Annotated in this window: 22 protein-coding genes and 5 pseudogenes; 16 read left to right on the top strand and 11 right to left on the bottom strand. The window is 61.7% G+C overall.

What is annotated here, in order from left to right; all coding sequences use genetic code 11:
- Window positions 1–191 precede the first annotated feature (191 nt).
- The 3 genes and pseudogenes from NKJ84_RS18660 to NKJ84_RS18650 all read left to right on the top strand — a co-directional run.
- A complete protein-coding gene (locus NKJ84_RS18660) occupies window positions 192–437 on the top strand; it encodes a type II toxin-antitoxin system VapB family antitoxin (protein ID WP_352507660.1) in 246 nt (81 codons plus the stop codon).
- Window positions 437–865, top strand: a complete 429-nt coding sequence (locus NKJ84_RS18655) for a type II toxin-antitoxin system VapC family toxin (RefSeq protein ID WP_352507659.1) — start codon at window positions 437–439, stop codon at window positions 863–865. Before NKJ84_RS18660 ends, NKJ84_RS18655 begins: the two co-directional genes overlap by 1 nt.
- A 212-nt stretch (window positions 866–1,077) precedes the next feature.
- Window positions 1,078–1,687: pseudogene (locus NKJ84_RS18650) on the top strand (IS5 family transposase); the annotation flags it as partial.
- Window positions 1,688–1,722: 35 nt separating this feature from the next.
- Here the strand turns inward: NKJ84_RS18650 and NKJ84_RS18645 are convergent.
- From NKJ84_RS18645 to NKJ84_RS18615, 7 genes are read right to left on the bottom strand one after another with little or no spacing between them, the layout of a single operon-like run.
- Window positions 1,723–2,514, bottom strand: coding sequence for a sugar isomerase domain-containing protein (locus NKJ84_RS18645; protein WP_352507658.1), 792 nt, complete (start codon window positions 2,512–2,514; stop codon window positions 1,723–1,725).
- A gap of 36 nt (window positions 2,515–2,550) precedes the next feature.
- Entirely contained in the window at window positions 2,551–3,321 is a 771-nt protein-coding gene (locus NKJ84_RS18640) for a GntR family transcriptional regulator (RefSeq protein WP_352507657.1), read from the bottom strand.
- Complete coding sequence (locus NKJ84_RS18635) at window positions 3,318–4,193, bottom strand: ROK family protein (protein ID WP_352507656.1); 876 nt, start codon at window positions 4,191–4,193, stop codon at window positions 3,318–3,320. Before NKJ84_RS18635 ends, NKJ84_RS18640 begins: the two co-directional genes overlap by 4 nt.
- Entirely contained in the window at window positions 4,190–4,930 is a 741-nt protein-coding gene (locus NKJ84_RS18630; RefSeq protein ID WP_352507654.1) for a PIG-L deacetylase family protein, read from the bottom strand. Before NKJ84_RS18630 ends, NKJ84_RS18635 begins: the two co-directional genes overlap by 4 nt.
- The gene (locus tag NKJ84_RS18625) at window positions 4,927–5,766 is read right to left on the bottom strand and encodes a carbohydrate ABC transporter permease (protein WP_352480121.1); all 840 of its coding nucleotides are present in this window, start codon (window positions 5,764–5,766) and stop codon (window positions 4,927–4,929) included. Before NKJ84_RS18625 ends, NKJ84_RS18630 begins: the two co-directional genes overlap by 4 nt.
- A complete protein-coding gene (locus tag NKJ84_RS18620) occupies window positions 5,763–6,695 on the bottom strand; it encodes a carbohydrate ABC transporter permease (protein ID WP_352507653.1) in 933 nt (310 codons plus the stop codon). Before NKJ84_RS18620 ends, NKJ84_RS18625 begins: the two co-directional genes overlap by 4 nt.
- A gap of 28 nt (window positions 6,696–6,723) precedes the next feature.
- The gene (locus NKJ84_RS18615) at window positions 6,724–7,989 is read right to left on the bottom strand and encodes an extracellular solute-binding protein (protein ID WP_352507651.1); all 1,266 of its coding nucleotides are present in this window, start codon (window positions 7,987–7,989) and stop codon (window positions 6,724–6,726) included.
- A gap of 326 nt (window positions 7,990–8,315) precedes the next feature.
- Between NKJ84_RS18615 and NKJ84_RS18610 the strand changes: the two genes are divergently transcribed.
- The 5 genes and pseudogenes from NKJ84_RS18610 (at window position 8,316) to NKJ84_RS18590 (ending at window position 13,238) form a co-directional block, all read left to right on the top strand.
- Entirely contained in the window at window positions 8,316–9,608 is a 1,293-nt protein-coding gene (locus NKJ84_RS18610) for an ABC transporter substrate-binding protein (protein ID WP_352507650.1), read from the top strand.
- Between the two features lie 43 nt (window positions 9,609–9,651).
- The gene (locus NKJ84_RS18605; RefSeq protein ID WP_352507649.1) at window positions 9,652–10,542 is read left to right on the top strand and encodes a carbohydrate ABC transporter permease; all 891 of its coding nucleotides are present in this window, start codon (window positions 9,652–9,654) and stop codon (window positions 10,540–10,542) included.
- Complete coding sequence (locus tag NKJ84_RS18600) at window positions 10,539–11,411, top strand: carbohydrate ABC transporter permease (protein ID WP_352507648.1); 873 nt, start codon at window positions 10,539–10,541, stop codon at window positions 11,409–11,411. The genes NKJ84_RS18605 and NKJ84_RS18600 overlap by 4 nt, the downstream gene beginning before the upstream one ends.
- 535 nt (window positions 11,412–11,946) lie before the next feature.
- A pseudogene (locus NKJ84_RS18595) lies at window positions 11,947–12,336 on the top strand (transposase); the annotation flags it as partial.
- 341 nt (window positions 12,337–12,677) lie between these two features.
- Window positions 12,678–13,238: a site-specific integrase gene (locus NKJ84_RS18590; protein WP_352507647.1), complete on the top strand. Its 561-nt coding sequence runs from the start codon at window positions 12,678–12,680 to the stop codon at window positions 13,236–13,238.
- 31 nt (window positions 13,239–13,269) lie between these two features.
- On the opposite strand, the gene NKJ84_RS18585 is transcribed toward NKJ84_RS18590, so the two are convergent.
- Both NKJ84_RS18585 and NKJ84_RS18580 read right to left on the bottom strand, forming a co-directional pair.
- The gene (locus NKJ84_RS18585; protein ID WP_352507646.1) at window positions 13,270–13,962 is read right to left on the bottom strand and encodes a nucleotidyl transferase AbiEii/AbiGii toxin family protein; all 693 of its coding nucleotides are present in this window, start codon (window positions 13,960–13,962) and stop codon (window positions 13,270–13,272) included.
- Complete coding sequence (locus NKJ84_RS18580) at window positions 13,962–14,225, bottom strand: hypothetical protein (RefSeq protein WP_084643174.1); 264 nt, start codon at window positions 14,223–14,225, stop codon at window positions 13,962–13,964. The genes NKJ84_RS18585 and NKJ84_RS18580 overlap by 1 nt, the downstream gene beginning before the upstream one ends.
- A 305-nt stretch (window positions 14,226–14,530) precedes the next feature.
- Here NKJ84_RS18580 and NKJ84_RS18575 point away from each other — a divergent pair, with 305 nt between their 5' ends.
- The 4 genes and pseudogenes from NKJ84_RS18575 to NKJ84_RS18560 all read left to right on the top strand — a co-directional run bounded on the left by NKJ84_RS18575 (window position 14,531) and on the right by NKJ84_RS18560 (window position 17,271).
- On the top strand, window positions 14,531–14,773 hold the full coding sequence (locus tag NKJ84_RS18575) for a type II toxin-antitoxin system Phd/YefM family antitoxin (protein ID WP_352507644.1): 243 nt from the start codon (window positions 14,531–14,533) through the stop codon (window positions 14,771–14,773).
- Between the two features lie 79 nt (window positions 14,774–14,852).
- Window positions 14,853–15,571, top strand: a pseudogene (locus NKJ84_RS18570) (site-specific integrase); the annotation flags it as partial.
- Between the two features lie 266 nt (window positions 15,572–15,837).
- Complete coding sequence (locus NKJ84_RS18565) at window positions 15,838–16,512, top strand: protein-L-isoaspartate(D-aspartate) O-methyltransferase (RefSeq protein ID WP_352507643.1); 675 nt, start codon at window positions 15,838–15,840, stop codon at window positions 16,510–16,512.
- 201 nt (window positions 16,513–16,713) lie between these two features.
- Window positions 16,714–17,271, top strand: coding sequence for a dihydrofolate reductase family protein (locus NKJ84_RS18560; protein WP_352507642.1), 558 nt, complete (start codon window positions 16,714–16,716; stop codon window positions 17,269–17,271).
- 221 nt (window positions 17,272–17,492) lie between these two features.
- Here the strand turns inward: NKJ84_RS18560 and NKJ84_RS18555 are convergent.
- Window positions 17,493–17,732 (bottom strand): annotated as a pseudogene (locus NKJ84_RS18555) (transposase); the annotation flags it as partial.
- A 399-nt stretch (window positions 17,733–18,131) separates the two neighbouring features.
- On the opposite strand from NKJ84_RS18555, the gene NKJ84_RS18550 reads away from it, so the two are divergent.
- From NKJ84_RS18550 to NKJ84_RS18535, 4 genes and pseudogenes are all read left to right on the top strand, one after another.
- Window positions 18,132–19,271, top strand: a complete 1,140-nt coding sequence (locus NKJ84_RS18550) for a PLP-dependent transferase (protein WP_352507641.1) — start codon at window positions 18,132–18,134, stop codon at window positions 19,269–19,271.
- A 48-nt stretch (window positions 19,272–19,319) separates the two neighbouring features.
- Complete coding sequence (locus NKJ84_RS18545) at window positions 19,320–19,847, top strand: ankyrin repeat domain-containing protein (RefSeq protein ID WP_352507640.1); 528 nt, start codon at window positions 19,320–19,322, stop codon at window positions 19,845–19,847.
- A 337-nt stretch (window positions 19,848–20,184) separates the two neighbouring features.
- Window positions 20,185–20,475: a hypothetical protein gene (locus tag NKJ84_RS18540; RefSeq protein WP_352507639.1), complete on the top strand. Its 291-nt coding sequence runs from the start codon at window positions 20,185–20,187 to the stop codon at window positions 20,473–20,475.
- 175 nt (window positions 20,476–20,650) lie between these two features.
- A pseudogene (locus NKJ84_RS18535) lies at window positions 20,651–20,701 on the top strand (hypothetical protein); the annotation flags it as partial.
- 746 nt (window positions 20,702–21,447) lie between these two features.
- On the opposite strand, the gene NKJ84_RS18530 reads toward NKJ84_RS18535, so the two are convergent.
- The gene (locus NKJ84_RS18530; protein ID WP_352507638.1) at window positions 21,448–22,326 is read right to left on the bottom strand and encodes an SMP-30/gluconolactonase/LRE family protein; all 879 of its coding nucleotides are present in this window, start codon (window positions 22,324–22,326) and stop codon (window positions 21,448–21,450) included.
- Between the last annotated feature and the right edge of the window lie 32 nt (window positions 22,327–22,358).

The raw sequence follows: 22,358 nt of genomic DNA, 5'->3' as shown, positions 1-22,358 counted from the left end.
GTGACATGGCCGGAGCGACGTGTTTCAGACGCCGAGCGATTCCAAGGACTGAGCACCAGAACCGAACCTCCCGACGGATTTTCGCGAGCTGCATTCCTCCCTCCCATCCTTATCAAAACCGCCGCTCGCGAATTCGCTGGCGAGTATATCTCCGGTATGATATACATATATCACTCATGAGGATATACAAAATGCCGCTCTTCATTCGCGATCCCGACGTCGACGCCATGGTCGTCGAGCTGCAGCACATTACCAACGCGCGCAGCAAGACCGAGGCCGTCAGAACCGCCTTGCGCCACGAGATCGAGCGCAACCGCGGCAGCGTCCCGCTGCGCGAGAGACTTGCCAAAGTCAAGGAAATGGCACGGCGGATCGGGCCGGCCAACCCTGATTTCGATATGAAGAAATTCACCGACCAAATGTGGAGCGACGACTGATGTTCGTCGATGCCTCGGTGATCGTTGCCATCCTGAATGAGGAACGTGGCGCGGAAGAACTGGAAAAGCGGCTCGCGGCCGCGACCAAGCCGCTGTATGTCTCCCCGCTCGTCCGGTTCGAGGCAGTCCAGGGTCTCGCGCGAGCGTCGGCCGAAGCCATCAAAAAGAACGCCAAGCCCACGGCCAACATGCTGGCGCAAGCCCGTGATACCGTCGACTCCTTTTTGATCGAGATCGCCGGCAAGGAAATCATGATATCCGGCGACATCGGCGACCGGGCGATCGAAGCCAGCATGAAATACGGCAAAGCAGTCGGGCACAAAGCCGATCTCAATTTCGGCGATTGTTTTGCCTACGCTTGCGCGAAGGCTCACCGGCTTGCCCTGCTTTACAAGGGCAATGACTTTTCACAAACTGATCTGGCGTAAGGCTTTCCTGGCCTTGCATCGCGGCGCGAGAGCCGATGGGCCCTTTTGCATGCTTTGGGCGAATCGTCGTCTTTCATGGTTAAACGCAATATTGCGAGGAACGTTCGCTGCAGCACTGGTTTTCTTCGGCACGATCACCGTCCAGGCACAGCGGGCAGACGGCATCTTCTGGGTGCTGCGATCGGTGCGCCATGCCGCGATCTGCCAGGGGGCGATACGGCCCACGCACCACCTGCTACAATCGCTTCGTCGATGGCGGAAAGCAGGTGTGTGGGACCGCCTCATGCATGGCATCACCAAAGCCCATGATGCAACGGTGCAGATGATCGATACCTCCATTGTTCGCGTCCATCAGCAAGGCGCGACAGCAAAAACGGGGATCGAGATTATTGTCTCGGTCGTTCCCGAGGCGGGCTGACGACCAAAATCCATGGTCTTGTCGACGCCGAAGGCAGGCCGATCAAGCTGACGCTCACGGCAGGTCAAATGAGTGACATTGCCTCGGCAGCGGACCTGATCACGGATTTGCCCGAGGGTGCCATGCTGCTCGCCGACAAGGGCTATGATGCCAACGCCTTGCGTAATGCCGTCAGCGAGCGAAAGGCATGGGCCAACATCCCGCCGAAGGCCAACCGCAAGGGCCCGATCTGCTTCAGCCCCTTCCTGTATAAGGCCCGCAACTTAGTTGAACGCTTCTTCAACAAGGCCGAGCAGTTCCGTCGCATCGCAACCCAATACGACAAGCTGTCTGAGAACTATCTTGCCGCCCTGAAACTCGTGTCAACTCGCATCTGGCTACACGGTGATGAGTCTACGTCCTAGCCTAGCCTAGCGTTTTGCGTGGCCTCCCCGGTTTGTCATTCGCCACGCATGGTCGCCTGGAACGCCGGCAGGTGCTTCTTCTGTGCCTCGAGCATTCTCTCGCGATAGACGCCATAAATGACGTCGGTGTCGTGCAGTGTGACGCCGGCAATTGTCGGCGAGGCAAAAACCGGCAGCTCGATGCCGCGCTTCGAAAGCGCCTCGGCGGTGCGGGCGATCAACTCATGCGCCAGGATCATGGCAAGCACGGTCGACGAACCGGAGACCGGCCGGCTCCAGCCCTCGACCGGCACGATGGCATCCTCGATCGGCGAGCAGGTGTCGATGACAAGGTCGGCGGCATCGGCAAGCCGTTTGCCGGAAGAGTGTGTCGCCGGCTTGTCGAGATTGTTCTTGCTGGTCACCGCAACGACAAAGATGCCGCGTTTTTTCGCGTAAAGCGCGGTGTCGATGCCGGACGAATTGCGGCCGCTGTGGCCGAAGATGATGATCGAATCGCCTTTGTTGAGCGGCTGGTGATCCAGGAATTTCTCGGCGTATTTCTCGGTCCGCTCCAGCCACAGAAGTTCGCGCACGCCGCCGGCACCGAGCACATTATGCCACATGACACGCGGGTCGGTCAGCGGATTGAAGCCGACATAGCTGCCGTAGCGCGGAAACACTTCCTGAACCGGCAACACCGAGTGGCCAGAGCCGTAGAGATGAACCAAGCCACCGCTCTCGAGCGTGTCGGCAAAGCGGCTGGCCGCCTCGCCAAAGGCTTCGGCATTGGCTTTCGAGGCCTGTTGGATGAGGGCGGCAAGGCGAGGTATGTAAAGATCGGACACGTCGGTACTCCTGTTATGGGTCGGCTTGAGTATGGCTCAGCTTCTTGCGGTTGGCGCGGCGCGACCGGCACGCAGCGTAGAGCGGATTTCGTAGCGGTCGCCACGCATGACCGAGACGGTGAATTCGAATGGGCCGCGCTCGTCGGTGGTGATGCGCTCGACCACGAAAGCGGGACTCCCCGCGGGCAGATCGAGCAACTCGGCATCCGCCGCCCCGACCGCACCGACACGGTAGTTTTCGCGCGCCGCGACCGGCACGATGCCGTAATGGCGCTCCAGCGCTTCGTAGAGCGAGCCCTGCAGCAGGCCGGCATCGAGAAAGCCGGGCACGCGCGCGGCCGAGAGCTGCGCCGTCTGGATACCGATCGGCTCGTTGTTGCCGAGCCTGAGCCGGCGGACGCGCACCACCGGGTCGCCTTCCTCGATCTCCAGCGCTCCAGCCGCAGCGGCATTGGCGGTGGTCAGGCTGCAGTCGAGCAAGCGCGAGCCCGCGACCACGCCCATATTGCCCATTTCCTGCGTGAAGCTGGTGAGTTCGCGGGTGCCGGCGACCAGCGTGGTGGAGCGCACGAAGGTGCCACGGCCATGTTCGCGCCTGAGCAGCCCGTGCTCCTCCAGATTGCGCAGCGCGTGACGCAGCGTGATGCGGCTCACTCCGAACAGGGCGCACAGTCTGTCTTCGGCCGGAATCTGGTCGCCGGTTGCCCATTCGCCGCTCTTGACGATGGCGCGAATGGCCTCTTCCACCTGATACCAGAGCGGCTCGGGCCTTCGGCGATCGGGTTGCTGGAAGCTCGGCTCGCTCATCTTATCTGCCTCCACTGTGCTCCGGCGAGACCGGCCAGAGAGGCGCCGACGAGACCGGCGCGGGAGCCGAATTCGCCGGACCGAAGAACGACATCGCGCAGATGTGGCGGCAGCTGACGCCGCAATGCCGCAAGCAGCGGCGGCCCTATCACGTCCAGCGCGTCGGCAAGGCCGCCGGAAAACAGGACTGCCTGGGGATCGAGCAGCGCGACCGCACCCGCCAAGGTAGTGCCCAGCCCGCGCGCCGGCAGCTCCAAAGCATCAAATGCGGCCGTCTTGCCGGCCCGGGCGGCCTCGACCAGCCTGCCGCCATTGGCCAGCCCGATCTGGCGCGCCGCGGCGTCGAACGCCCGCCCGGAAGCGAAGCGCTCCAGCCAGCCGCTGCGGTCCTCGCCTTCATCCTCGATGTCGGCGCAGGCCCAGCCGAATGAGCAGGCGCCGCCACGTGCGCCGGCGACGATGCGGTTGTTGGCCAGAACGGCGGAGCCGATGCCGGTGCCGATCGCCAGCAGGATGGCATCGGACAAGCCTGTTGCAGCACCTTCGACCGCCTCGGCCAGCATGGCGATCTGCGCGTCATTGCCAATGGCAACAGGCAGACGAGGAAACAACGCCGCGATGTCGACACCGTCGAGATAGGGCAGGTTCGGAACCCAGTGGCAGACCGAGCCTTCTACAAGCCCCGGCACCGCCAGGCCAAGTGCCTCGACCGGACCGGCCTCGGCGCGCAACGCGCCGATACGGGCGACGAAGGCATCAAGGCTTGCTGGTGCGGGCTCGCGGCTGAGCATCTCCAGCCAGCGAACATCCCCGGAATGGATAGCGGCGCGCAAATTGGTGCCGCCAAGATCGATGGCCAGAACGCGTGTCATCGAGAGCGACTCCGACTGGCTGCCGGCGCGAACAGGCCACTGCCGGCATGCCAAGACTGCGAGGCCGCGGCAAAACCCTGCGCGTAGCGCGTGCCGCGCAGGCAGCCGCGCAGCCGATAAAGTGCGCTGTAATAATCGACGTAGGGGAAACTGCTCAGGCCATGTGCCAGTTCATATTCCCGCACCGCCTCGCTCCAGGCCTCGAAGCCGTCGCTGACGTCGACAAGGTGCTCGGGGCGAAAGCCTTCGTCGTCCTCCCAGTTTTCGCCGAAAAGCAGCAGTTGCGGTGTGTGCGCGGCATGGTCGCGCTTCAGCGTCGGCAATGCCGCAAAGAAGATGCCGGTCTGCGTCAGCCGGGCTGCGGCGCGATGGTCCTTGTGCCAGCTGCCATGCCAGTGGGTGATAACGATTTGCGGCTTCAACTCGCGCACAACATCGCAAACCTTGAGCGCCGTCTCGTCGTCGCAAGGCAAGAAGGCGTCGTGCAGCCCCAGACTGCGCATGGCAGCGCCTAGCCTGGCTGCGGCCTTTGCGGCCTCCTCCTGCTTCTGGACGCAATAGTGCTCGGGGATGAGGCTTGGATGGCCCTGTTCGCCCATGCTGAGATGCAGGAAGGTGACTTCGGCGCCACCTTGCACTGCCGCCGCCGCCAGCGGACCGGCAATCACCTCGGCATCGAAGGCATGCGCCCCGACGACCAGGATTGAGCGTGCGGCATAGACCTTGTCCTCGATCATTTCACCCCTCCCCCGGTGCCGACGCCTTCGCGAATCTGGCGGGCGAGCAGACAGTACATGATCAGGATGGGCGCCATGGAGATCGCAAGCGAGGCGAACACCAGGCCCCAATCCGTGCGGAACTGGCCGACAAAGACGCTGATGGCCAGCGGCACGGTCTTGTAGCGATCATCGAAGATGAAGATCAGTGGGAAGAAGAAGTCGTTCCAGACGGCGATAGCTGTGAAGATGGCGACGATCGATATTGCGGGCTTCACCATCGGCAGCACGATCTGGAACAGGATGCGCGCCTCGCCGGCACCATCCATGCGCGCCGCCTCGTCGAGTTCGGACGGCAGCACCCGCATGAAATTTGCGAAGATGAAGACGGCGAAGGGAATGCGGATAGCCGAATAGACGAGGATCAGGCCGGTCAGCGAATCGAGCAGGCCAAGGTTGCGCATCAGCGTGAACAGCTCCACCGAGGCAAGCCGGATCGGCAACATGATGCCAGACAGGAACAGGCCGAGCATGATGCCGTTCCAGCCCAGCCGATAGCGGCTCAGCGGAAAGGCGGCCATTGCCGACACGAAGATGGTCAGGATCACCGCACCGCCGGTGACGATCAGGCTGTTGATGAAATTCTGGCCGAGATCGGCGCGCGTCCAGGCCGCAACGAAATTGTCGAAGGCAAAGCTTTGCGGCAGGCCGAGCCTGTTGTCGTAGATCTCCGCCGTGGTCTTGAAACAGGAGACGACGAGAATATAGAGCGGCAACAGCACCGCTGCGGTCCACAGGACCAGCGCCGTCCAGCCCGGCAGCCGTGCGAGCTGTTGAGGGATGACGAGGGCGTTCACAATTGCACCGTGCGACGGTCGAAGAAGCGCAGCATCAGAAGCGTGCCGATGCTGAGGATGAGAAACAGCAGCGTTCCCAGCGCAAGCGCCAGGCCTATATCCGTGATGCCGACCGCGCCTGCGGCGCCGACGCCGAGCCGGTAGAAATAGGTTACCAGCGTGTCGGTCGAATAGCTTGGATTGCCCTGCACGCCTTGCATGACATAGACGATGTCGAACTGGTTGAAGGTGTTGATGAACGACAGCGTCGTCAGCGTGCCGATGGCCGGCATCAGCAAAGGCAGGGCAACCGAGACCAGCATGCGGCCGCTGCCGGCGCCGTCCAGCCTGGCAGCCTCGAATATCTGGCCGGAAATCTGCCTGAGGCCGGCGGTGTAGATCAGCACCGGCAGGCCCATCCAGTTCCAGGCGTCGACGGCAATGAGCATCGCCAACGCGGTGTGGCTGTTGCCGAGCACGGTCAGGCTGCCTTGATGCAGGCCAAGGCCGTTGAGCATCCATTCGATGGTGCCGCCTGGCGCCAGCAGCAGGCGCCACAGGGCGCCGACGATGACTGGGCTCAGCACTGCCGGGAAGAAGAAGACCGACTGGAAAAAGGCCGCCCCTTTGGCGCGCAGGAACAGCAGCCAGGCGAACAGCAGGCCAAGGCCGTTCTGAAACAGCATGATGCCGAAAAACCAGGCGACGTTGTGCCAGAGCGCTCCGTAGAGCCGTCCGCCGCTCGGGAAAACGAACAGGCGGGTAAAATTCGACATGCCGGCGTACTCCAGCATGCGCAGGCCCTTCCAGACGAAGAAGCTGCCCCACAGCGACATCAGCAACGGATAAAGGACAAACAGCGAATAGACGGCCAATGCCGGCAGGATGAACAGCACCGCCATGCGCTGCTGGGTGCGCTGAAGGCTGCTTTTGCGGCGACGGGCGATCATGTGCTTGTTTCGCGCAGGGTGTGACGGCCTACTGCTTCGGCTTGAACCAGCTGCTGACGGCCGCCTGCATGTCGGCCGCCAGCTTCTGCGGCGTGATGTTGCCTTCGACCATGTCGATGATCTCGGACTGCAGGATCGAGGAGGCCGTCGGCGTCTGCCAGCGGAAGCCGACAAGCGTCAGATAGGGTGTGGAATTCTTCGACATTTCCATCATCTTGGCGAGCACCGGGTCTTTGACGGTGACGTCGGTGCGGGCCGGCGGCCAGCCCAACTCGTCGGCGAAGAGCTGCGCGAACTCGGCCGAGGCCATGAAGTTGAGCACCTTGGTCGCCGCCTCCTTGTTGGCGCTTTCAGAGACCAGGCCATAGGAGCCGTCTGAAAAGGCCGAGGTGTAGAGCTTGGTTGCCGGGTCATCGGCGGGGAACGGGAAGATCGAGAATTTCAGCTTCGGGTTCTGCGCCTTGAAGCTGCCGTTCTCGAACGAGCCGCCGAAGAACATGGCCGCCTTGCCGCCGATGAATTGCTGTGTCGATGTGGTGTAATCGACCCCGGCAAAGCCGTCGGAGAAATACGGTTTCAACTCGGCATAGCGTTTCAGGGCAGCCACGTAGCGCGGATCCTCGAAGGTCGCCTTGCCGCTCATCATTTCGTCGTAGAAGCCCGGGCCATAGATGGTCGGGCCGACGACGCCGACGCCGATCTCCAGCGCCCAGGCGGAGCCGTTGGCGCCGCCGGCGGCTATTGGCGTTATCCCCGCCCCTTTCAGCTTCTCGCAGGCGGCGACGAAATCCTTGTAGGTCTTGGGGATTTCGATGCCCTGGGCGGCGAAGATGTCTTGATTGTAGAAGACACCCATCATCGGCACCGAATAGGGCACGCCGTAGATCTTGCCGTCGGCGCGGCCACGAGCGCCGCCGAGGGCGGCATCAGCGATGTTCTTCAGCTCCGGCACGCTGTCGTCGAGCGCGTCGAGATAGCCACCCTCGATGAAGGGCTGCAGTTCGCCGTAAGCCTTGAGCTGGGCGATATCAGGCCCGCGGCCGCCACGCAGCGCCGTGCTCAGCCGGTTCTGGTAGTCGGCGTCGGGGGTGAACTGGACGTTGACCTTGATGCCTGGGGTCTTGGCTTCGAAGGCATCGAAGATGCGGCGCATCGCAGCCTCGTCCTCGGTGCGCCAACTCCACAGGGTCACGGTGTCGTCAGCCTTTGCCGGCAGTGCGGTGAGGACCCCGGTGCAGACTGCGGCAAAGCCGCCGATCAGGCCGAGTGCGGCGCGTCGATGAATTGAAAACATACTCAGTCTCCCATTCTTGTCGATTGTCATTCCCACAGCGGTTCAAAAGCCGAGAGGCGGTCATAAGCTTTTCTCATCTCATTATAACAACATGACTTCGACCGCAAGTGCCTTGCAGTATGTTCGGACATGGCCGGCAGGGGAGAATCATCTCGAACTTTATCATCTAATTATTTGTTTTCACAATGTAATCTCGTACGCTTTGTGGACCGCAGTAAGAAAGCGCGCAACACCGGCAGGAGCTCTCCACGAAGATAGCGCTTGCATCGTTGCTTCATGTTGTCATAACGTCATGGACATCGCTGTGTGGCTATGCGGAGGGTCGGATGTCTTTGGCTTGGATTTCGAAACTGGCACTGGCGGCAGGGTTGTTGGCCTCGCCCACCCTTGGTTGGGCCCAATCGGTCAACATCTCCTATCTGACCCACTGGTCGCCCGAAACGGTCGCTTTGCTGGACGCCGCGGCCAAGGACTACGCCAAGAGCAATCCGGATGTGACCGTCACCATTCGCGCCGTTCCCTTCGGCGATCTCCTGACGACACTGCGTTCCCAGGGCGGCAGTTCCGATGGGCCGACGATCGGTGGCATCTATGATTTGTGGCTGCCCGAACTGGCGCGAGACAAGCTTGTCGCGCCGGCCCCCGATGCGGTTGCCGGCGAGGTCAAGAGCGCATGGCCGGCTGGTGTCGTCAGTGCGGCATCGGTCGGCGGCACGCTCTACGGCATTCCAAACGAGATCGACGTCTATGCGTTGAACTACAACAAGGAGCTGTTCAAGCAGGCCGGCATTACGGCCGCACCGAAGACCTGGTCCGAATTGAAGGATGCGGCCCGGAAGCTGACCCGGAAAGACGCCGGCCAGCAAGGTTTCGGCATGATCAATTCCTGGGCCGCGGGCGTCGTCCATCCCTTCGCCTCGCTGCTGGTCTCCAATGGCGGCGAGCTGGTCAAGGACGGCAAACCGATGCTCGACAGTCCTCAAGCCGGCGAGACTTTCCAGCTCTACGAGGATCTGATCAAGTCCGGCGCCAGCGATCCGGCGATGGCCACCGCCGACGCCAACACCACCGGCCCCTTCCTAGACAATTTCGTCTCAGGCAAGACCGGCATGATCATCATGGCCAACTGGTGGGAAAGCGCATTGAAGAGCGGCATGGGCGACAAGTTCTCCAGTATCGCCACCGCACCCATCCCGGTCGGTCCGAGCGGCGACAAGCCGCACTCGATCTCTTATTCGTGGATGACGGTCGTCAACGCCAATGCCGGTCAGGCCGAGCAAAAAGTGGCATGGGATTTCCTGGCATGGCTGAACAGTCCGAAGTCCGGCAAGAACGGCGCCTCGGCCATGTCGGATATTCTGATGTCGATGGGCATCCTGCCGACGCGGACCTCCGACATCGAAGCCCACAAGGACAAGCTCGGTTCCGAGTTCCTGTCCGGCTATGTCAGCGTGCTTGCCGACGCCAAGCCCTTCCCTGTCGTCCCGGGAGGGCAGGAGTTCAGCGAATCGCTCCAGCAGACGCTCGAGGCGTTGCAGTATGGGCAGCTCTCGGCCAAGGATGCGCAGGCGAACGCGCAGGCCGATGCCGTCTCGATCCTGGAGCGTGCCGCCAAATAGCGAAGGCGCTGTTTCGTGAGCCCGACGCTTTGGAAGCAGAGCGATGATCAAGACCTATCGTGCCTCGGCGGGCATCATGCTGGCGCCCGCCGTGACATTGATCGGCGTTTTCATCCTGCTGCCGATGCTGCTCACCATCTGGCTGTCATTCCAGGACTGGTCGACGCAAACACCTTTTTCCAGTGCGAGCTTCATCGGCTTCGACAATTTTCGCGAAATATTCGGACCGACCTCGGTCGGGCGGGATTTCAAGCGAGCACTGCTCAACACCGCGATCTACACGGCGTTGTCAGTGATGCTCATCCTGCCCCTTTCGGTAGCGTTCGGCTTGATGGTCTACCAGCGCGATGTCGCAGGCGGCACGGCGCTGCGGACCGTGTTGTTTTCCACCTACATGGTGCCGATGATCGCCGTGACGCTGGTCTGGTCGAAGCTATATTCGCCGAGCGAAGGGCCGCTCAACCAGATGCTCGGCCTCGCCGGCATCGGCCCGCAACCCTGGCTGTCCTCGCCAAGATCGGCGTTGATCTCGATCGTCGTGCTCAATGTCTGGCAGCAGATCGGCTATTTTACGGTGCTGGCCGTTGCCGGGCTGACTCAGATCCCGGGCAGTCTTTATGAGGCGGCGACTCTCGACGGCGCCAACCAGCGCGAACAGTTCCGCTTCATCACCTTGCCGCTGCTGCGGCGCACGCTTCTGTTCAGCGCCGTCATCGCCATCATCAATGCCGTGCAGGTATTCGAGCCGGTCGCGCTGATCACCCAAGGCGGGCCGGTCGGCTCGACCAACGTGCTGACCTATCACATCCGCCGTGTCGGCATCGAGCGCGCGCAAGGCGGATTGGGCTCGGCCATGGCAGTGATGCTGATGCTGGCGCTGATCGTCGTTGTGTGCGCGCTGTTTGCATTTGCCAACCGGAAGGATGACCAATGAGCGCGCCGGGCCGCTCAGGATCGAGCCGGTTGGCGCGCAAACGCCTGGCGGGCCGCAGAGCGCTGCTCGCCACGCTGATGCTGCTGGTTGCCGTGGCCTCCGCCTTCCCGCTCTTGTGGATGGTACTCTCCAGCCTGAAGACGCCGGCCGAAACCATGCAGGTGCCGCCGGTGTGGATACCGCGCACGCCGAGCCTCGAAGCCTATGAGAAAGTCTCCGGCGTCATCAATGTCGGCCGCGCGATGTGGAATTCGCTGGTGATCGCCTCGATCACTACCGCAGGCATTCTGGTCACCAGCATGATGGCTGGCTACGCCTTCGCCAAGCACCACTTTCCCGGTCGCTCGCTGCTGTTTTCCGTGCTGATCGCCACCATGTTTCTGCCGCCGATCGTCACGCTGATCCCGTTGTACCGGCTCGTCGGATCGATCGGCCTGAATGCCAGCCTTGCCGGCATCATCGTGCCCAACCTCGCCAATGCCTTCGGCATCTTTCTGATGCGCCAGTTCATCGCCGGCGTGCCGGACGATCTGATCGACGCGGCACGGATGGATGGGGCGTCGGAACTTGTGATCCTGTTCAAGATCGTCGCGCCGAGCGTGGCGCCCGCGATCGCAGCATTGGCGCTGTTTGCCTTCGTCTATCATTGGAACAGCTATCTCTGGCCGCTGACGGTTCTACAGGGCAATGCACAGGACTATCCGATCGTCATCAGCCTCAGCCGCCTGCTCAGCTACAACAGAGGCGCCCTCAATACTGGACTGGTGATGGCCGGCGCCACGCTTGCCGTGCTGCCGCCATTGGTGCTGTTCGTCTTCCTGCAGCGCTTCTTCGTCGATTCAATCGTCGGCTCGGCGGTCAAGGGATAGTGTCAGCGGCACTGGTTATCTGTTTATCGCGAATCTGATGCGAATGCCCCCGCTGTTACGACGTAGGGCGCTCCATTGCAGCACAATTCGAGCCGACGCGCCGGCCGGCTCGATCGCGCCACGTCGCGACTTTTATGGCGCTGCCAGACCTGATCTTCGCCCTACGGCTTGAGTCGACCCGTTTCAGTCGTCCGGGATGTTCCCCATCCAGAGCGCTTTAAGTGCAGTCCGGTCATTCGCGTTCGAGCATGCTATAGTGCACCCTGGCTCCAAAGCAGCCATTGATGGCTAGGTGTGAATCAGCATCGAAGGTTGACCCCTATCATCGGTCCCGTAGCCTTGATTTGGCGAGATGAAATGGAGATCGGATGGGGTCCGATCGGCGCCGATCATGACCCCACCCGCGTTGCGAGTTTGCAAGCAAGGTCAGGCACTTGCCGCCGTTTCGAACGGGGTCAACCTTCGGTGCTCGTTCACAGGGACTGTCAGGATTTCCGTGTGCGGGCGGGCATAATGGGTAAAAAGGAATCCCACTATGACCCGACGCAAAGAACCTGCAATACCGAATGATCTTCTCGACCAACTGCTGGCAGGAGGCGCAGCCAGTGCTGCCTTCGAACAGGGCGGCCTGCTTGATTCGCTTAAGAAGGCTCTGACAGAGCGCGCGCTGAACGCGGAGATGGACCATCATCTGGCGAGCGGCGAAGACGCTGGCAATACGCGTAACGGCTATGGCCGCAAGACCGTAATGACCGAGACCGGCAAGCTGGAGATCGAAGTCCCGCGTGACCGCCAGTCGAGTTTCGATCCGCAGTTGATCGCCAAGTACCAGCGCCGTTTTCCCGGCTTTGATGACAAGATCGTATCGATGTACGCGACGGCCTGCGCGAAGGCCGCCAGCTCCGAAAACACGCGAGACGCCTACGCCAGGGACTGGCGGCATCTCACCAACTGGTGCCGCCGCGAAGGCTTCGACCCGACGCCGCCCTCCAGCCAGGTCATCGCCTCTATATCGGCGCCTGCGCCGCCGGTGAGCCGAAACGCGGCCTTCCGCCTCTCTCCGTCGCGACCATCGAGCGGCGACTCTCCGGCCTTGCCTGGAACTTCACCCAGCGCGGCCAGCCGATGGACCGTGCCGATCGGCATATTTCCACAGTACTCGCCGGCATTCGCCGCAAGCACGCCAAGCCGCCGCGGCAGAAGGAGGCCGTCCTCGGCGACGACCTCATCGCCATGATCGCAACGCTCGGTCATGATCTGCGCGGCTTGCGCGACCGCGCTATTTTGCTGCTGGGCTTCGCGGGCGGGCTGCGGCGCTCCGAAATCGTCGGCCTCGACGTAACGCGCGACGACAACAGCGACGGCGCCGGCTGGATCGAGATTTTTGCCGACAAGGGGGTGCTGGTGACGCTGCGCGGCAAGACCGGCTGGCGCGAGGTCGAGGTCGGCCGCGGCTCCAGCGACCTCTCCTGCCCGTCGTGGCGCTCGAAACCTGGATCAGGCTCAGGCGCATCGCGCGAGGCCCCTCTTCCGCCGCATCTTCAAGGACAACAAGACCGTCAACGTCGAGCGGCTCTCCGACAAGGATGTCGCCCGCCTCGTCAAGCAGACCGCACTGGCCGCCGGCATACGCGCCGATCTGCCGAAAGCGATCGTGAACTGCTGTTTGCTGGGCATTCGCTGCGCGCCGGACTCGCCTCTTCGGCGGAGATCGAGGAGCGTTACGTGCAGAAGCAGCTCGGCCATACCTCGGCCGAAATGACCCGCAAATACCAGCGGCGGCGCGATCGGTTCCGGGCCAACCTCACCAAGGCGTCCGGGCTCTAAAAGGTCCGCTCGAAGCCGGCTGCCAGCGTTGTCAGGATGATGTCGCTGGCGACAGCACCTCTTTGAGCAGGGCTGTTGCAATGGCAAGGCTATCAGCAGCCATCTCCTCGTAGTCTGGCATGATCATGAGCTGTGCGATCGTCCGTCTGACGAACTCCGGATTCAGCTCTGCAAGCCGCTCCCTTGTTCGAGCGACACGATCCGGAAATGCCCGGAGGGCGCCGACAACGCCGGCTCGATGCGATCGCGCGGCCGCTGCGATATCGAAGATGTCCCGCGGTCTGGCCTCCGCGCCTCGGTAATAAACCTTCTTGGCAATGATCTCGGGAATGGTCTCAAGCGATACCGGACGGCCTTCTACCTCTCGCTTTTCGAAAGGTGTCCCGGTCAAGGCCCCGGCCACGATGAAGTCAATCTCGCCCAAGCCCTCGAACGCGAATTTCTGAAACCTCGTCCCGTCGCCGTCATATGCGGCAGGACCCGTGCTGAAGCTCAGTTGGCTCTTGGATGGGTCAATGAAGCCGAGTAGCTGAGGGTCGTCGAGGAAGATATCGACATCGTGGCTTTCGCGATGGTTGATCTGGATCATCATCGCCGTGCCGCCGCCAAACGACCATTCGAACTCAAAACCTCCGGCCTTCTCCCGGAGCTGGTCGATCAGATCGGCAGCAATGGCGAAAAGCCGCCGCCATTCGGACGGGCGACGGCTATGGACCTCGATCATCAGGCAGCGAGTTGATAGCTCTCGCCGGACCAGGCAGAGAAATGGGCCGCGAAAGCCTTCAGATCATCAACCGCTATCTGGTGCGCGGCGGCGAACTCCATCTGCTGCTCGACCGGCACTTCTCCAAGGAAGGCACTGACCTGCCCAGGATACTGCTTCGCCAGATCTAGATCCGAAAGACAATGAGCCAGCGCCACCCCGTCGAGCTGTTCGCTGTAGGGCGCATTCACTGTCGTCAGAACCAAGGCCAGATGCTCACTCATAGTCACGCAAAATAGTCAATTCGTGGATGGGGCACAAGCTGCGGGACTCGGGCAATTGCAAATGGCTCGGGAGACTCACAATCGAGCTACAGAAGCGCGGGCTCGAACAACATTCGAGCCGACTGCGAACCTATCGTCGGAAGCATCACTCCGGCACGTCCCGCCCTTACGAAGCTGCAGGGCACGATCGGCTCCGCGTCGACCTCACCAAGGGCTCTGAAAGTCCCCTCCCCGCGCTTGAAGTCGTAAGGTGTAAACGGCGGTTCTGAATTTCAGCTTACGGCTTCAATTGAAATCGTAAACCCATGACCATCACCGTCAAGGTCGGAGAGGCCAAGACACACCTGTCCGACCTGCTGGCCAGGGTCGAAGCCGGCGAGGAGGTCATCATTTCGCGCGGCAACGATCCGATCGCCAAACTGAGCCGAATCCCCAAGACCAATGACCTCGGCGCCCTGATTGAAGAAGTCCGCGCCGCGCGGGCCAGGGCCAAGCCGGTCACCACCGAGGAGATTGTGGCCTGGAAGCATGAAGGCCATCGCTTCTGATGGTGTTCGTCCTTGACGCGTCCGTCGCCGCCGCCTGGCTGCTTCCGGAGGAGCACAGCGAGGCGGCCGAAGGGCTGATTGGCGCGGACTTGTCGGGAACTTCAACGCGCCCGGCTTGCAGAGTGCGATAAAACTGGCGGTGCGCGCCAGCGCCCGTCCCCGCGGCCGCAAGAGCAAGAAGCCGGTGACCGCCGATGTTTTGTCCGCCCTGATCAAGGCCTGCGCCGACGATCGCCTCGTCGACGTGCGCGACCGCGCCCTTCTCATGATCGCCTTCGCCTCCGGCGGCCGCCGCCGCAGCGAAATTTCTGCTCTCCGCGTCGAACAGCTGGTCGAGGAGGACCCCGTTCCGGCCGATCCAAAGAATCCCGATGGCGACAAACTGCCGTGCCTGTCGATCCAACTCGGTCGGACCAAGACGACACAGGCCGACAGCGACGCTTTCGTGCTGCTCGTCGGCCGGCCGGTGACGGTGCTGCAATCGTGGCTCGCGCGCGCCGAAATATCTGAACCCGCCGTGTTTCGCGGCATCGACCGGTGGGGCAATCTCGAAAAACGGGCGCTCACGCCGCAGGCGGTGAACCTGATCCCGAAGCGCCGCGTCGCAGAGGCCGGGCTCGATCAAAAACCTTCTCGGCCCACGGCCTGCGCTCCGGCTATCTCACCGAAACCGCCCATCGCGGCATTCCGCTGCCCGAAGCCATGCAGCAGTCGCAGCATCGCTCGGTGCAACAGGCGTCCAACTACTACAATGACGCGGAACGGACGCTCGGGCGGGCAGCGCGGGTTCTTGCCTGACCAGATTGGCAGAAGGCTGAGATGCTCTTGGTCCCAGGGCGTTCACTCCCACGGCTGCGGCACTCGGCATCTTCCCTCACCTCAACGGTCGTTCGCTCGTCTGAGTTCGTCTCTGCGAGTGCGCCGTCGCCGATAACGACCAAGACGCAACGCTCAAATCACCTCCACTCGCCGTTGGGCACCCGCAACTGGAAACGATGGTGGGCGTTTCTGTGACTGAACGGCTACTGTGGCAGCAAGCCTGATTGAGGAAAAGTCCCACCGTCATGAAGCCAATGAACGAAGAGCACCTCGCGGTCCTACGCAGGCACATGGTCGAGATGATTGCAATCCATGCCGACCTTGCAAGCGAAGAACTCGGCAAGGCGGCGCTCGATGAGCGGGTGATGGCAGCGATGCGGCGAGTGCCGCGGCATCTCTTCGTGCCAGCCTCGGTTGCACCTTATGCCTACCAGGACATGCCGCTGCCGATCGGCTTCGATAAAACCGTCTCGCAGCCTTTCATCGTCGCTCTCATGACCGATCTCCTCGCGCTGCAACCGCACGAGGCGGTGCTCGAGATTGGCACCGGCCTGGGCTATCAAACCGCGATCCTCGCGGAACTCGCCGGGCAAGTTTGGAGCGTCGAAATCATCGAGGAATTCGCAAGCCATGCCGAGGCTCTGCTGCAGGGCCTCGGCTTATCCAATGTCGGCATTCGTGTCGGAGACGGGTCGCGCGGCTGGCCTGAGCACGCCCCATTCGACAAGATCCTGGTCACCGTCGCGGCTGGACGGGCGCCGCCGACTTTGCTTGAGCAGCTCAAGCCGGGGGGCCGCCTGGTTCTGCCTGTGGGACCGGAACAAGTGCAGTTTCTGACTGTCATCGGCAAGGATGCGGCAGGGCAACTCAAGACCCGGAAACTCATCCCGGTTCGGTTCAGCCGGCTCGAAACCGCCTAATGAGAGTGCGTACAACTGGCGCGACCGCGCTTTCCGACCGTCAACCAGATGCCAGCCTTCCGCGCTTCTTCCCCTTGGCGAACGCGAAGAATCGTTCGACCGCCTCACCTCAGCGACGCGATTTGACCCGTTGCGGAAGTTGAACATCAACCGCGAACAATCGCTCTAGGTGTTGTCCATTGTATGGCTTAGACTCGCCGCATGGGACTATTGACCTTCAGCATCAACGTCACCCTGGACGGCTGCGTCGACCACCAGGAGGGAATTGCCGACGAAGAGACGCACGCCTTCTTCACCAGCCTTATGGACGAGGGCGGGGCGATACTGTGGGGTCGCGTCACCTACGAGATGATGGAAAGCTACTGGCCGGCAGTCGCCCGCGGCGACGAGGAGGCGCCGCCGGCGATACGCGACTGGGCCGTCAAACTGGACACCAAGCCGAAGTACGTAGTGTCATCGACGCGAAAGGCCTTCCCGTGGACCAACAGCCACCACATCGCCGGCGACCTGCGCACGGGCGTGCAGAGGCTCAAGGACGCGACCCCGGCCGGCGTGCTCCTCGGTAGCGGCAAGCTCGCGACCGAGCTGGACCGGCTGGATCTAATCGACGAGTACAAGCTCCTCGTGCACCCCAGGATCGCGGGCCACGGCCCGACCCTCTACCAGAGCGGGCTGCCCAGCACGCGACGGCTCGAGCTGATCTCGGCCAAGCCGCTCCGCAGCGGCGCGGTCGCCATGCATTACCGGCGCGCGCGCTGACCCAGCGCAGCCTCTTCGCGCCCAACTCGCGGGCCTGCGGGTCACATGGGAAGCCTTCTCCCCGCGCAACCGGCATACCCGCTGCTTCTGCCAAGGGAGCTCGGTTGATCAGGCCGAGGCCTTGTGGGCAATGGCGGCTTCCCACCGATTGTGTTGAAGAAGTCGACTGACGATAGCGTGTTCGTTGGTCGCCATTGAGGATGTTCGAAGGCCAGGGCCTCTCACGCCGGTTTCGGCATCGGCACCGGGATCAGCTTGGCCAGTTTCCGGAGGTTCTGGGCGGCGGCTGCCAGATGGAACTCGTCTCGGGCGCCATTCGGTCCCCGTAGTCGCAGGCGATCGAGTTTCAGGATGCGTTTGAGGTGCGCAAACAGCATCTCGACCTTCTTTCGCTCGCGGCGCGAGGTCACATAGGCGTCGGTGGTGGCGATATCACGGGCCATGTCGCGCGCACCCTCGTGGAATTCTGGTCAACGATTTCTTCAACTACGGGCTGAACAAAACGCCGCTACCTTGCCCTGCGGCGCATCGCTCGGCCGATGAATGGAGCAAGATGCTCAACGGGCGCGGACGCGTGATCTTCACCGACCGACGCGACTCGATGCCAGGCATCCTCCTCAGCCATCACCTCTGGTTGCTGAGGTCAGTCGCTGATGACGCGCGCAACCTTCGCTTAGCCAATAAGTCGCCGCGACACGGCGAGATTTAGGAGTTTTCCGGAAATGCTAAGACAAACGCAGGACGGTCCCCTCGACTGTCTGACTGAAGCGCTACGCGTCTACGATCTGGACGGCGCCGAAAACGACCCCGCCCGCTCGCTCGACCAATGGCAGTGGCAGGCGGATCGGCTGCGTGCGGCGATGCTTAACAACGCCGTGAATATCGCCGAGCCTGTCGAGGATATGGACGCCTTTTGGACTCTGGCGACCCAGACCGATGCCGGAATCACAAATCTGACTAATTGGGACACGTTCGAAAACGGCCGGCGCCTTCAGTTGGAGCGCGTCCTGGCCGAGATCTATGGCTCGGAGCAGAGCGTTCTCGTGAATTGCGGCATGTCGGCGATTGCCGTTGCGCTCGGCGCCTGCAAGGTGAAGGCTGGCACGCGCCTGCTTGTCGGCAAGTCTCGGTACTTCGAGACATCGGGATTGATCGAGCGGCATCTCCTGCCGCTTGGCGTCGAGATTCGTGCGGTCGATGTGGCGCGGCCGAACGCCTTGCGAGATGCGCTCGCGGCCTTCGGTCCTGAGGTCGTTCTACTAGAAACGATAGCCAATATGCCAAGCGTCGATCCGGTGCGCGATATCGCTGCGTGGTCAGCGTGCCCGTCGGCACCGATCTTCATTCTCGACAATTCGGTGCAGAGTGGGCTTACACGGTGGTTCGATCTGCTCGACTTTTCAGACCGTCTTCTCGTCGTGGAAAGCGGCACAAAATACATCACAAACGATGCTATGTGCGGTGTTATTTACGGTGCAGGGGATCTCATCGCATCGACACGCAATTATGCGCGCGACACTGGGCAATCCCTACAGGCCCGGGCCCTATCATATCTCGACGCTTCGCACATCCGATTGCTGCCGCTGAGAATGGCGACACACAGCCGAAACGTCAGGACTTTCGCGGCGGAGCTGTGTCGTTCCGGCATGACTGATCTTAAGCTTACAGTGCTCGACAGTTTCGCCGACGAGGGCAATGCCGAGGTCTTCGCAAAAGGGGTCGGTTCGCTCATATACCTCGTTTTCGGAGACTGCGAGGGGTCGCATTACAAACAGCTACTGACGCGGTGGCGGCAGAAGGCGCGCGCCCATGACCATGCGGTTGTGCCCGATGTCCGAGCAGGATTTGGTTGGCTGAAATCCAGCGCGCGGGTTTACCAGACGACGCGGCTGAACCGCGCTGACGGGCCCTCATATTTCCGGATTTCCCTCGGATTAGAAGACACTAAGGCGGTTGGAGCTAGCGCCAATGCTTGTCTGACGCCGCGAAGGAGATCCTAGCTGGCCGACAGCCGGCGCTGGAACCCGCAGAGTTTGGGAGGAACTAAGGTGACACTGACCAAAGGAACCACTTCGACCGCAAGGACACGTCTTGATGAGCAAGGTGCGGCCCCCCAAACCATGCAGGGGGAATTGCGCTATCTCCTCGATATGTCGCGGCCGCCGCGGGAAACCTTCGACAGGTTTCCAAACTGGCTTCAGCCGTTGGCGCATGGCTCCGATCTCGAGCATCGGAACGATCTAGGTTGGACGCCGCTCATCTCGGCGAGCGCCAATGGCAATCTTGAAGCCGTTAATGCCTTTGCGAAGCTAGGCGCCAGCCTCGAAGCCCGAGCGGTTCTCGGCTGGACTCCTCTTATCGTCGCTGCCCAAAGCGACGAGGCGGACGTTGTTTCCCGACTTCTCGAACTCGGGGCCAGACGCGATGCCGTGGACAACTTCGGGCGCACGGCGCTCTCCGCCTTACAAGGGGGCGAGGCTACAGCCATCGGCCGACACCAGGCTGGCACGAGATGCAGAATGCCCGCCGCTGCATTTGCGAAGCGACGGGCCTCCACCCCATTCCCCCATACCTGACCACGCAATTGCGGTGCCAGACGTCTTGACCCATTGCGAGGCACCTTATGGCTCAACACAGCGCCATCTTTGACGGCGAGCGGCGGCTGATTGGCGCAGGCAGCACGACATCACCCCAACATGATGCCTGCCACCTGTGCCGAGTCCCCGCCAGGACATTGCAAGCATCTACGCACTGGGCCGATTTGTCGTTAGCTTTGCATCCTAATTATTCTAGCGTACATATCTTGCTCGGCGCGGCGCTCTTGCACCTTTCCAGACCGGCATATTGCTGTCCACGCCTCGGACCCTGAGCGTGTTCTTGCAGCCGCCGAGGATGAGCTGGTAGGCGCATCCCATGGCTAAATCAAAGATAGGACGGGAACCGACGACTCCAGTTCCCGTTCCATCGAACGATTTGCAGGACATCATTACTCGAACGATCTGGCCAGTGGACCAGGTCATCCATCGCAGTCATTTGAATCTGTATGCCGGCTCGCAGTTCAATCCAGGCTTCAAAGGCAATGCCCGCTTCAGCCCGATCAAGAATGCAAATGGGGCAAGTATCCCAGCTCTGTCGGTGGCACGACCTTTCACTGTGCGGCGATGGAACCTGTCTTTCATGATGTGCCATTCGCAGCAGGCCTGAAGACCTACGACAAGGTGAAACTGGCAGGTCAAGTCTATTCGCGAGTGTTGCCCCGGCACGATTTGGTGCTGGCTGATTTGAGCGTCATGGCGCTTAGAAAACTCGGCATCAAACGCAACCAGATCATAGACACCTAGACACCGAGAAGGCCCTCTATCCCGCAACACGCCTATGGGCCGAAGCTATTCACGCCCAGTGCCAGGATATCCAAGGGCTTTTCTGGATTTCTCGGCAGGACGACCGGGCTCTCGCCGTGATGCTATTTGGCGATCGAATCCCGGCAAAGATGTTGGTACAGTCAGGCGTGTCACTCGACTTGACAGGGGATTCCGAGGTCTATTCCGATTTGATCGAGCTCGCCGATCGTATCGGCGTAAAGATCGTGGGCGTCGGCTTCTGATGCGGCAACACACGTGCCCTCAACACCGGACTGGTGATGGCCGCCGCGTCGCTTGCCCTGCTGCCATCGGTGCACATCATTCCTGAAACGCTTCTTCGTGGATTCGTTCGTTGGCTCGACTATCTAAGAGCATCGTCAGGGCGGACCTGCGGTTTTCCACTATTATGATCGGCTCGTGCCCCAATTTTCTACCAACCTCGCCGCGACTCAAGTATTAGATTTTGCTTATGGAGCGTCGGCACGCCATCCGGAGGATCAAGGACGGGCTTTGGGAGGTCTATGACATAGACAATGAAGAGGTTGTCTTCGTGGACAGCGTAGCTCTGACCAATCTGCGGGACGAAGACGCACTCGATGCATTGGAGTTGCTAATGGGTGGATTTCTTGTTCCGAGCAGGCTTCCAAGGCTCGGTTGATGGTTTCTCCGGGAACCATGTTCGCGCGCACTTCGCGCGAAGGTGACCCCAGGCTTGTCATTGTGGGTTCCATCAGAACCGCAGGACACGAGTTCCCAGCGCCGGTTGGGGGTGGCACCAAGCAGGCGGGAAGGATGATCGCAACTACGCACCGATCTACGCGGCAAATCTTGGCTCCGGAACTCCCGTTACACCGAGGCCCGTGACGGCAAAAAGGCTGCCGCGTAAAACTCCGTCGCCCGGAAAGCGCGGCAGCGGCGGCTTGGCCATCGACGTGACGTACAGGGTGTCGAGCTTCGGCCCGCCGAACATGACGCTGGTGATCTTCTTGACGGGCATGTCGATGATGCGATCAACACTGCCGTCGGGCGCGTAACGCACCAGCCTGCCGTCATAGACCAGCGCGTTCCAGAGGAATCCTTCCGCATCGACGGTCGAGCCGTCGGCCGCCCCTCCCCGGCTGGTATCGACGCGCGTGAAAGTGCGCCGGTTGGTGGCGGCACCGGTTTCGATATCATAGTCGTAGGCCCAGATCTCGCCGGTCCAGGTGTCGGCGAAATAGAAAGTGCGGTCGTCGGGGCTCCAGCACGGGCCGTTCGAGCAGATGATGCCGGAATCTATTTTGGTGACGGAGAAATCGGGATCGAGCCGGTAGAGCCCACCGGACGGCCCCTCTTCCATGGTATCCATCGAGCCGGCGAAGAAGCGGCCGCGCCGGTCGACCTTGCCGTCATTGAGTCTGTTCATCGGCCTGTCCGGCTCCGGATCATGGATCGGCGTCACCTCGCCGGTGGCGAAATCGAGCAGATGGAAACCGCGCTGCAGCGACACCACCGCGCCACCGCCGTCCTTGCGCAATGCCATCGAGCCGATCTTCATCGGCACGTCCCAGCAACGGATCTCGCGGCCGTCGGCGGTCGCTCGAAAAACGCGCCCATCGAAACTGTCGATCCAGTAGAGGCGCTCCTGCTCGACGTCCCACAGTGGTCCCTCGCCCAGCGTGGTCTTCACGTCCACTACGACTTCGATCTTCATGCGGTCCTCCTCTGTTTCGGCGCTCTCGGCAA

The organism is Mesorhizobium sp. M0048 (assembly GCF_040323405.1).
Taxonomy (GTDB): domain Bacteria; phylum Pseudomonadota; class Alphaproteobacteria; order Rhizobiales; family Rhizobiaceae; genus Mesorhizobium.
Note: the sequence above shows the minus strand (reverse complement) of the source record. Positions and strands in the feature narration are given on the sequence as shown.

Excerpts from the sequence above, each read along its gene's own strand:
- NKJ84_RS18660 (WP_352507660.1), top strand. The coding sequence starts at position 192 with ATGCCGCTCTTCATTCGCGATCCCGACGTCGACGCCATGGTCGTCGAG.
- NKJ84_RS18610 (WP_352507650.1), top strand. The coding sequence starts at position 8,316 with ATGTCTTTGGCTTGGATTTCGAAACTGGCACTGGCGGCAGGGTTGTTG.
- NKJ84_RS18640 (WP_352507657.1), bottom strand. The coding sequence starts at position 3,321 with ATGAGCGAGCCGAGCTTCCAGCAACCCGATCGCCGAAGGCCCGAGCCG.
- NKJ84_RS18550 (WP_352507641.1), top strand. The coding sequence starts at position 18,132 with ATGCTTAACAACGCCGTGAATATCGCCGAGCCTGTCGAGGATATGGAC.
- NKJ84_RS18560 (WP_352507642.1), top strand. The coding sequence starts at position 16,714 with ATGGGACTATTGACCTTCAGCATCAACGTCACCCTGGACGGCTGCGTC.
- NKJ84_RS18615 (WP_352507651.1), bottom strand. The coding sequence starts at position 7,989 with ATGTTTTCAATTCATCGACGCGCCGCACTCGGCCTGATCGGCGGCTTT.
- NKJ84_RS18600 (WP_352507648.1), top strand. The coding sequence starts at position 10,539 with ATGAGCGCGCCGGGCCGCTCAGGATCGAGCCGGTTGGCGCGCAAACGC.
- NKJ84_RS18540 (WP_352507639.1), top strand. The coding sequence starts at position 20,185 with ATGGCTAAATCAAAGATAGGACGGGAACCGACGACTCCAGTTCCCGTT.
- NKJ84_RS18655 (WP_352507659.1), top strand. The coding sequence starts at position 437 with ATGTTCGTCGATGCCTCGGTGATCGTTGCCATCCTGAATGAGGAACGT.
- NKJ84_RS18580 (WP_084643174.1), bottom strand. The coding sequence starts at position 14,225 with ATGAGTGAGCATCTGGCCTTGGTTCTGACGACAGTGAATGCGCCCTAC.
- NKJ84_RS18635 (WP_352507656.1), bottom strand. The coding sequence starts at position 4,193 with ATGACACGCGTTCTGGCCATCGATCTTGGCGGCACCAATTTGCGCGCC.
- NKJ84_RS18605 (WP_352507649.1), top strand. The coding sequence starts at position 9,652 with ATGATCAAGACCTATCGTGCCTCGGCGGGCATCATGCTGGCGCCCGCC.
- NKJ84_RS18565 (WP_352507643.1), top strand. The coding sequence starts at position 15,838 with ATGAAGCCAATGAACGAAGAGCACCTCGCGGTCCTACGCAGGCACATG.
- NKJ84_RS18575 (WP_352507644.1), top strand. The coding sequence starts at position 14,531 with ATGACCATCACCGTCAAGGTCGGAGAGGCCAAGACACACCTGTCCGAC.
- NKJ84_RS18630 (WP_352507654.1), bottom strand. The coding sequence starts at position 4,930 with ATGATCGAGGACAAGGTCTATGCCGCACGCTCAATCCTGGTCGTCGGG.
- NKJ84_RS18585 (WP_352507646.1), bottom strand. The coding sequence starts at position 13,962 with ATGATCGAGGTCCATAGCCGTCGCCCGTCCGAATGGCGGCGGCTTTTC.
- NKJ84_RS18620 (WP_352507653.1), bottom strand. The coding sequence starts at position 6,695 with ATGATCGCCCGTCGCCGCAAAAGCAGCCTTCAGCGCACCCAGCAGCGC.
- NKJ84_RS18530 (WP_352507638.1), bottom strand. The coding sequence starts at position 22,326 with ATGAAGATCGAAGTCGTAGTGGACGTGAAGACCACGCTGGGCGAGGGA.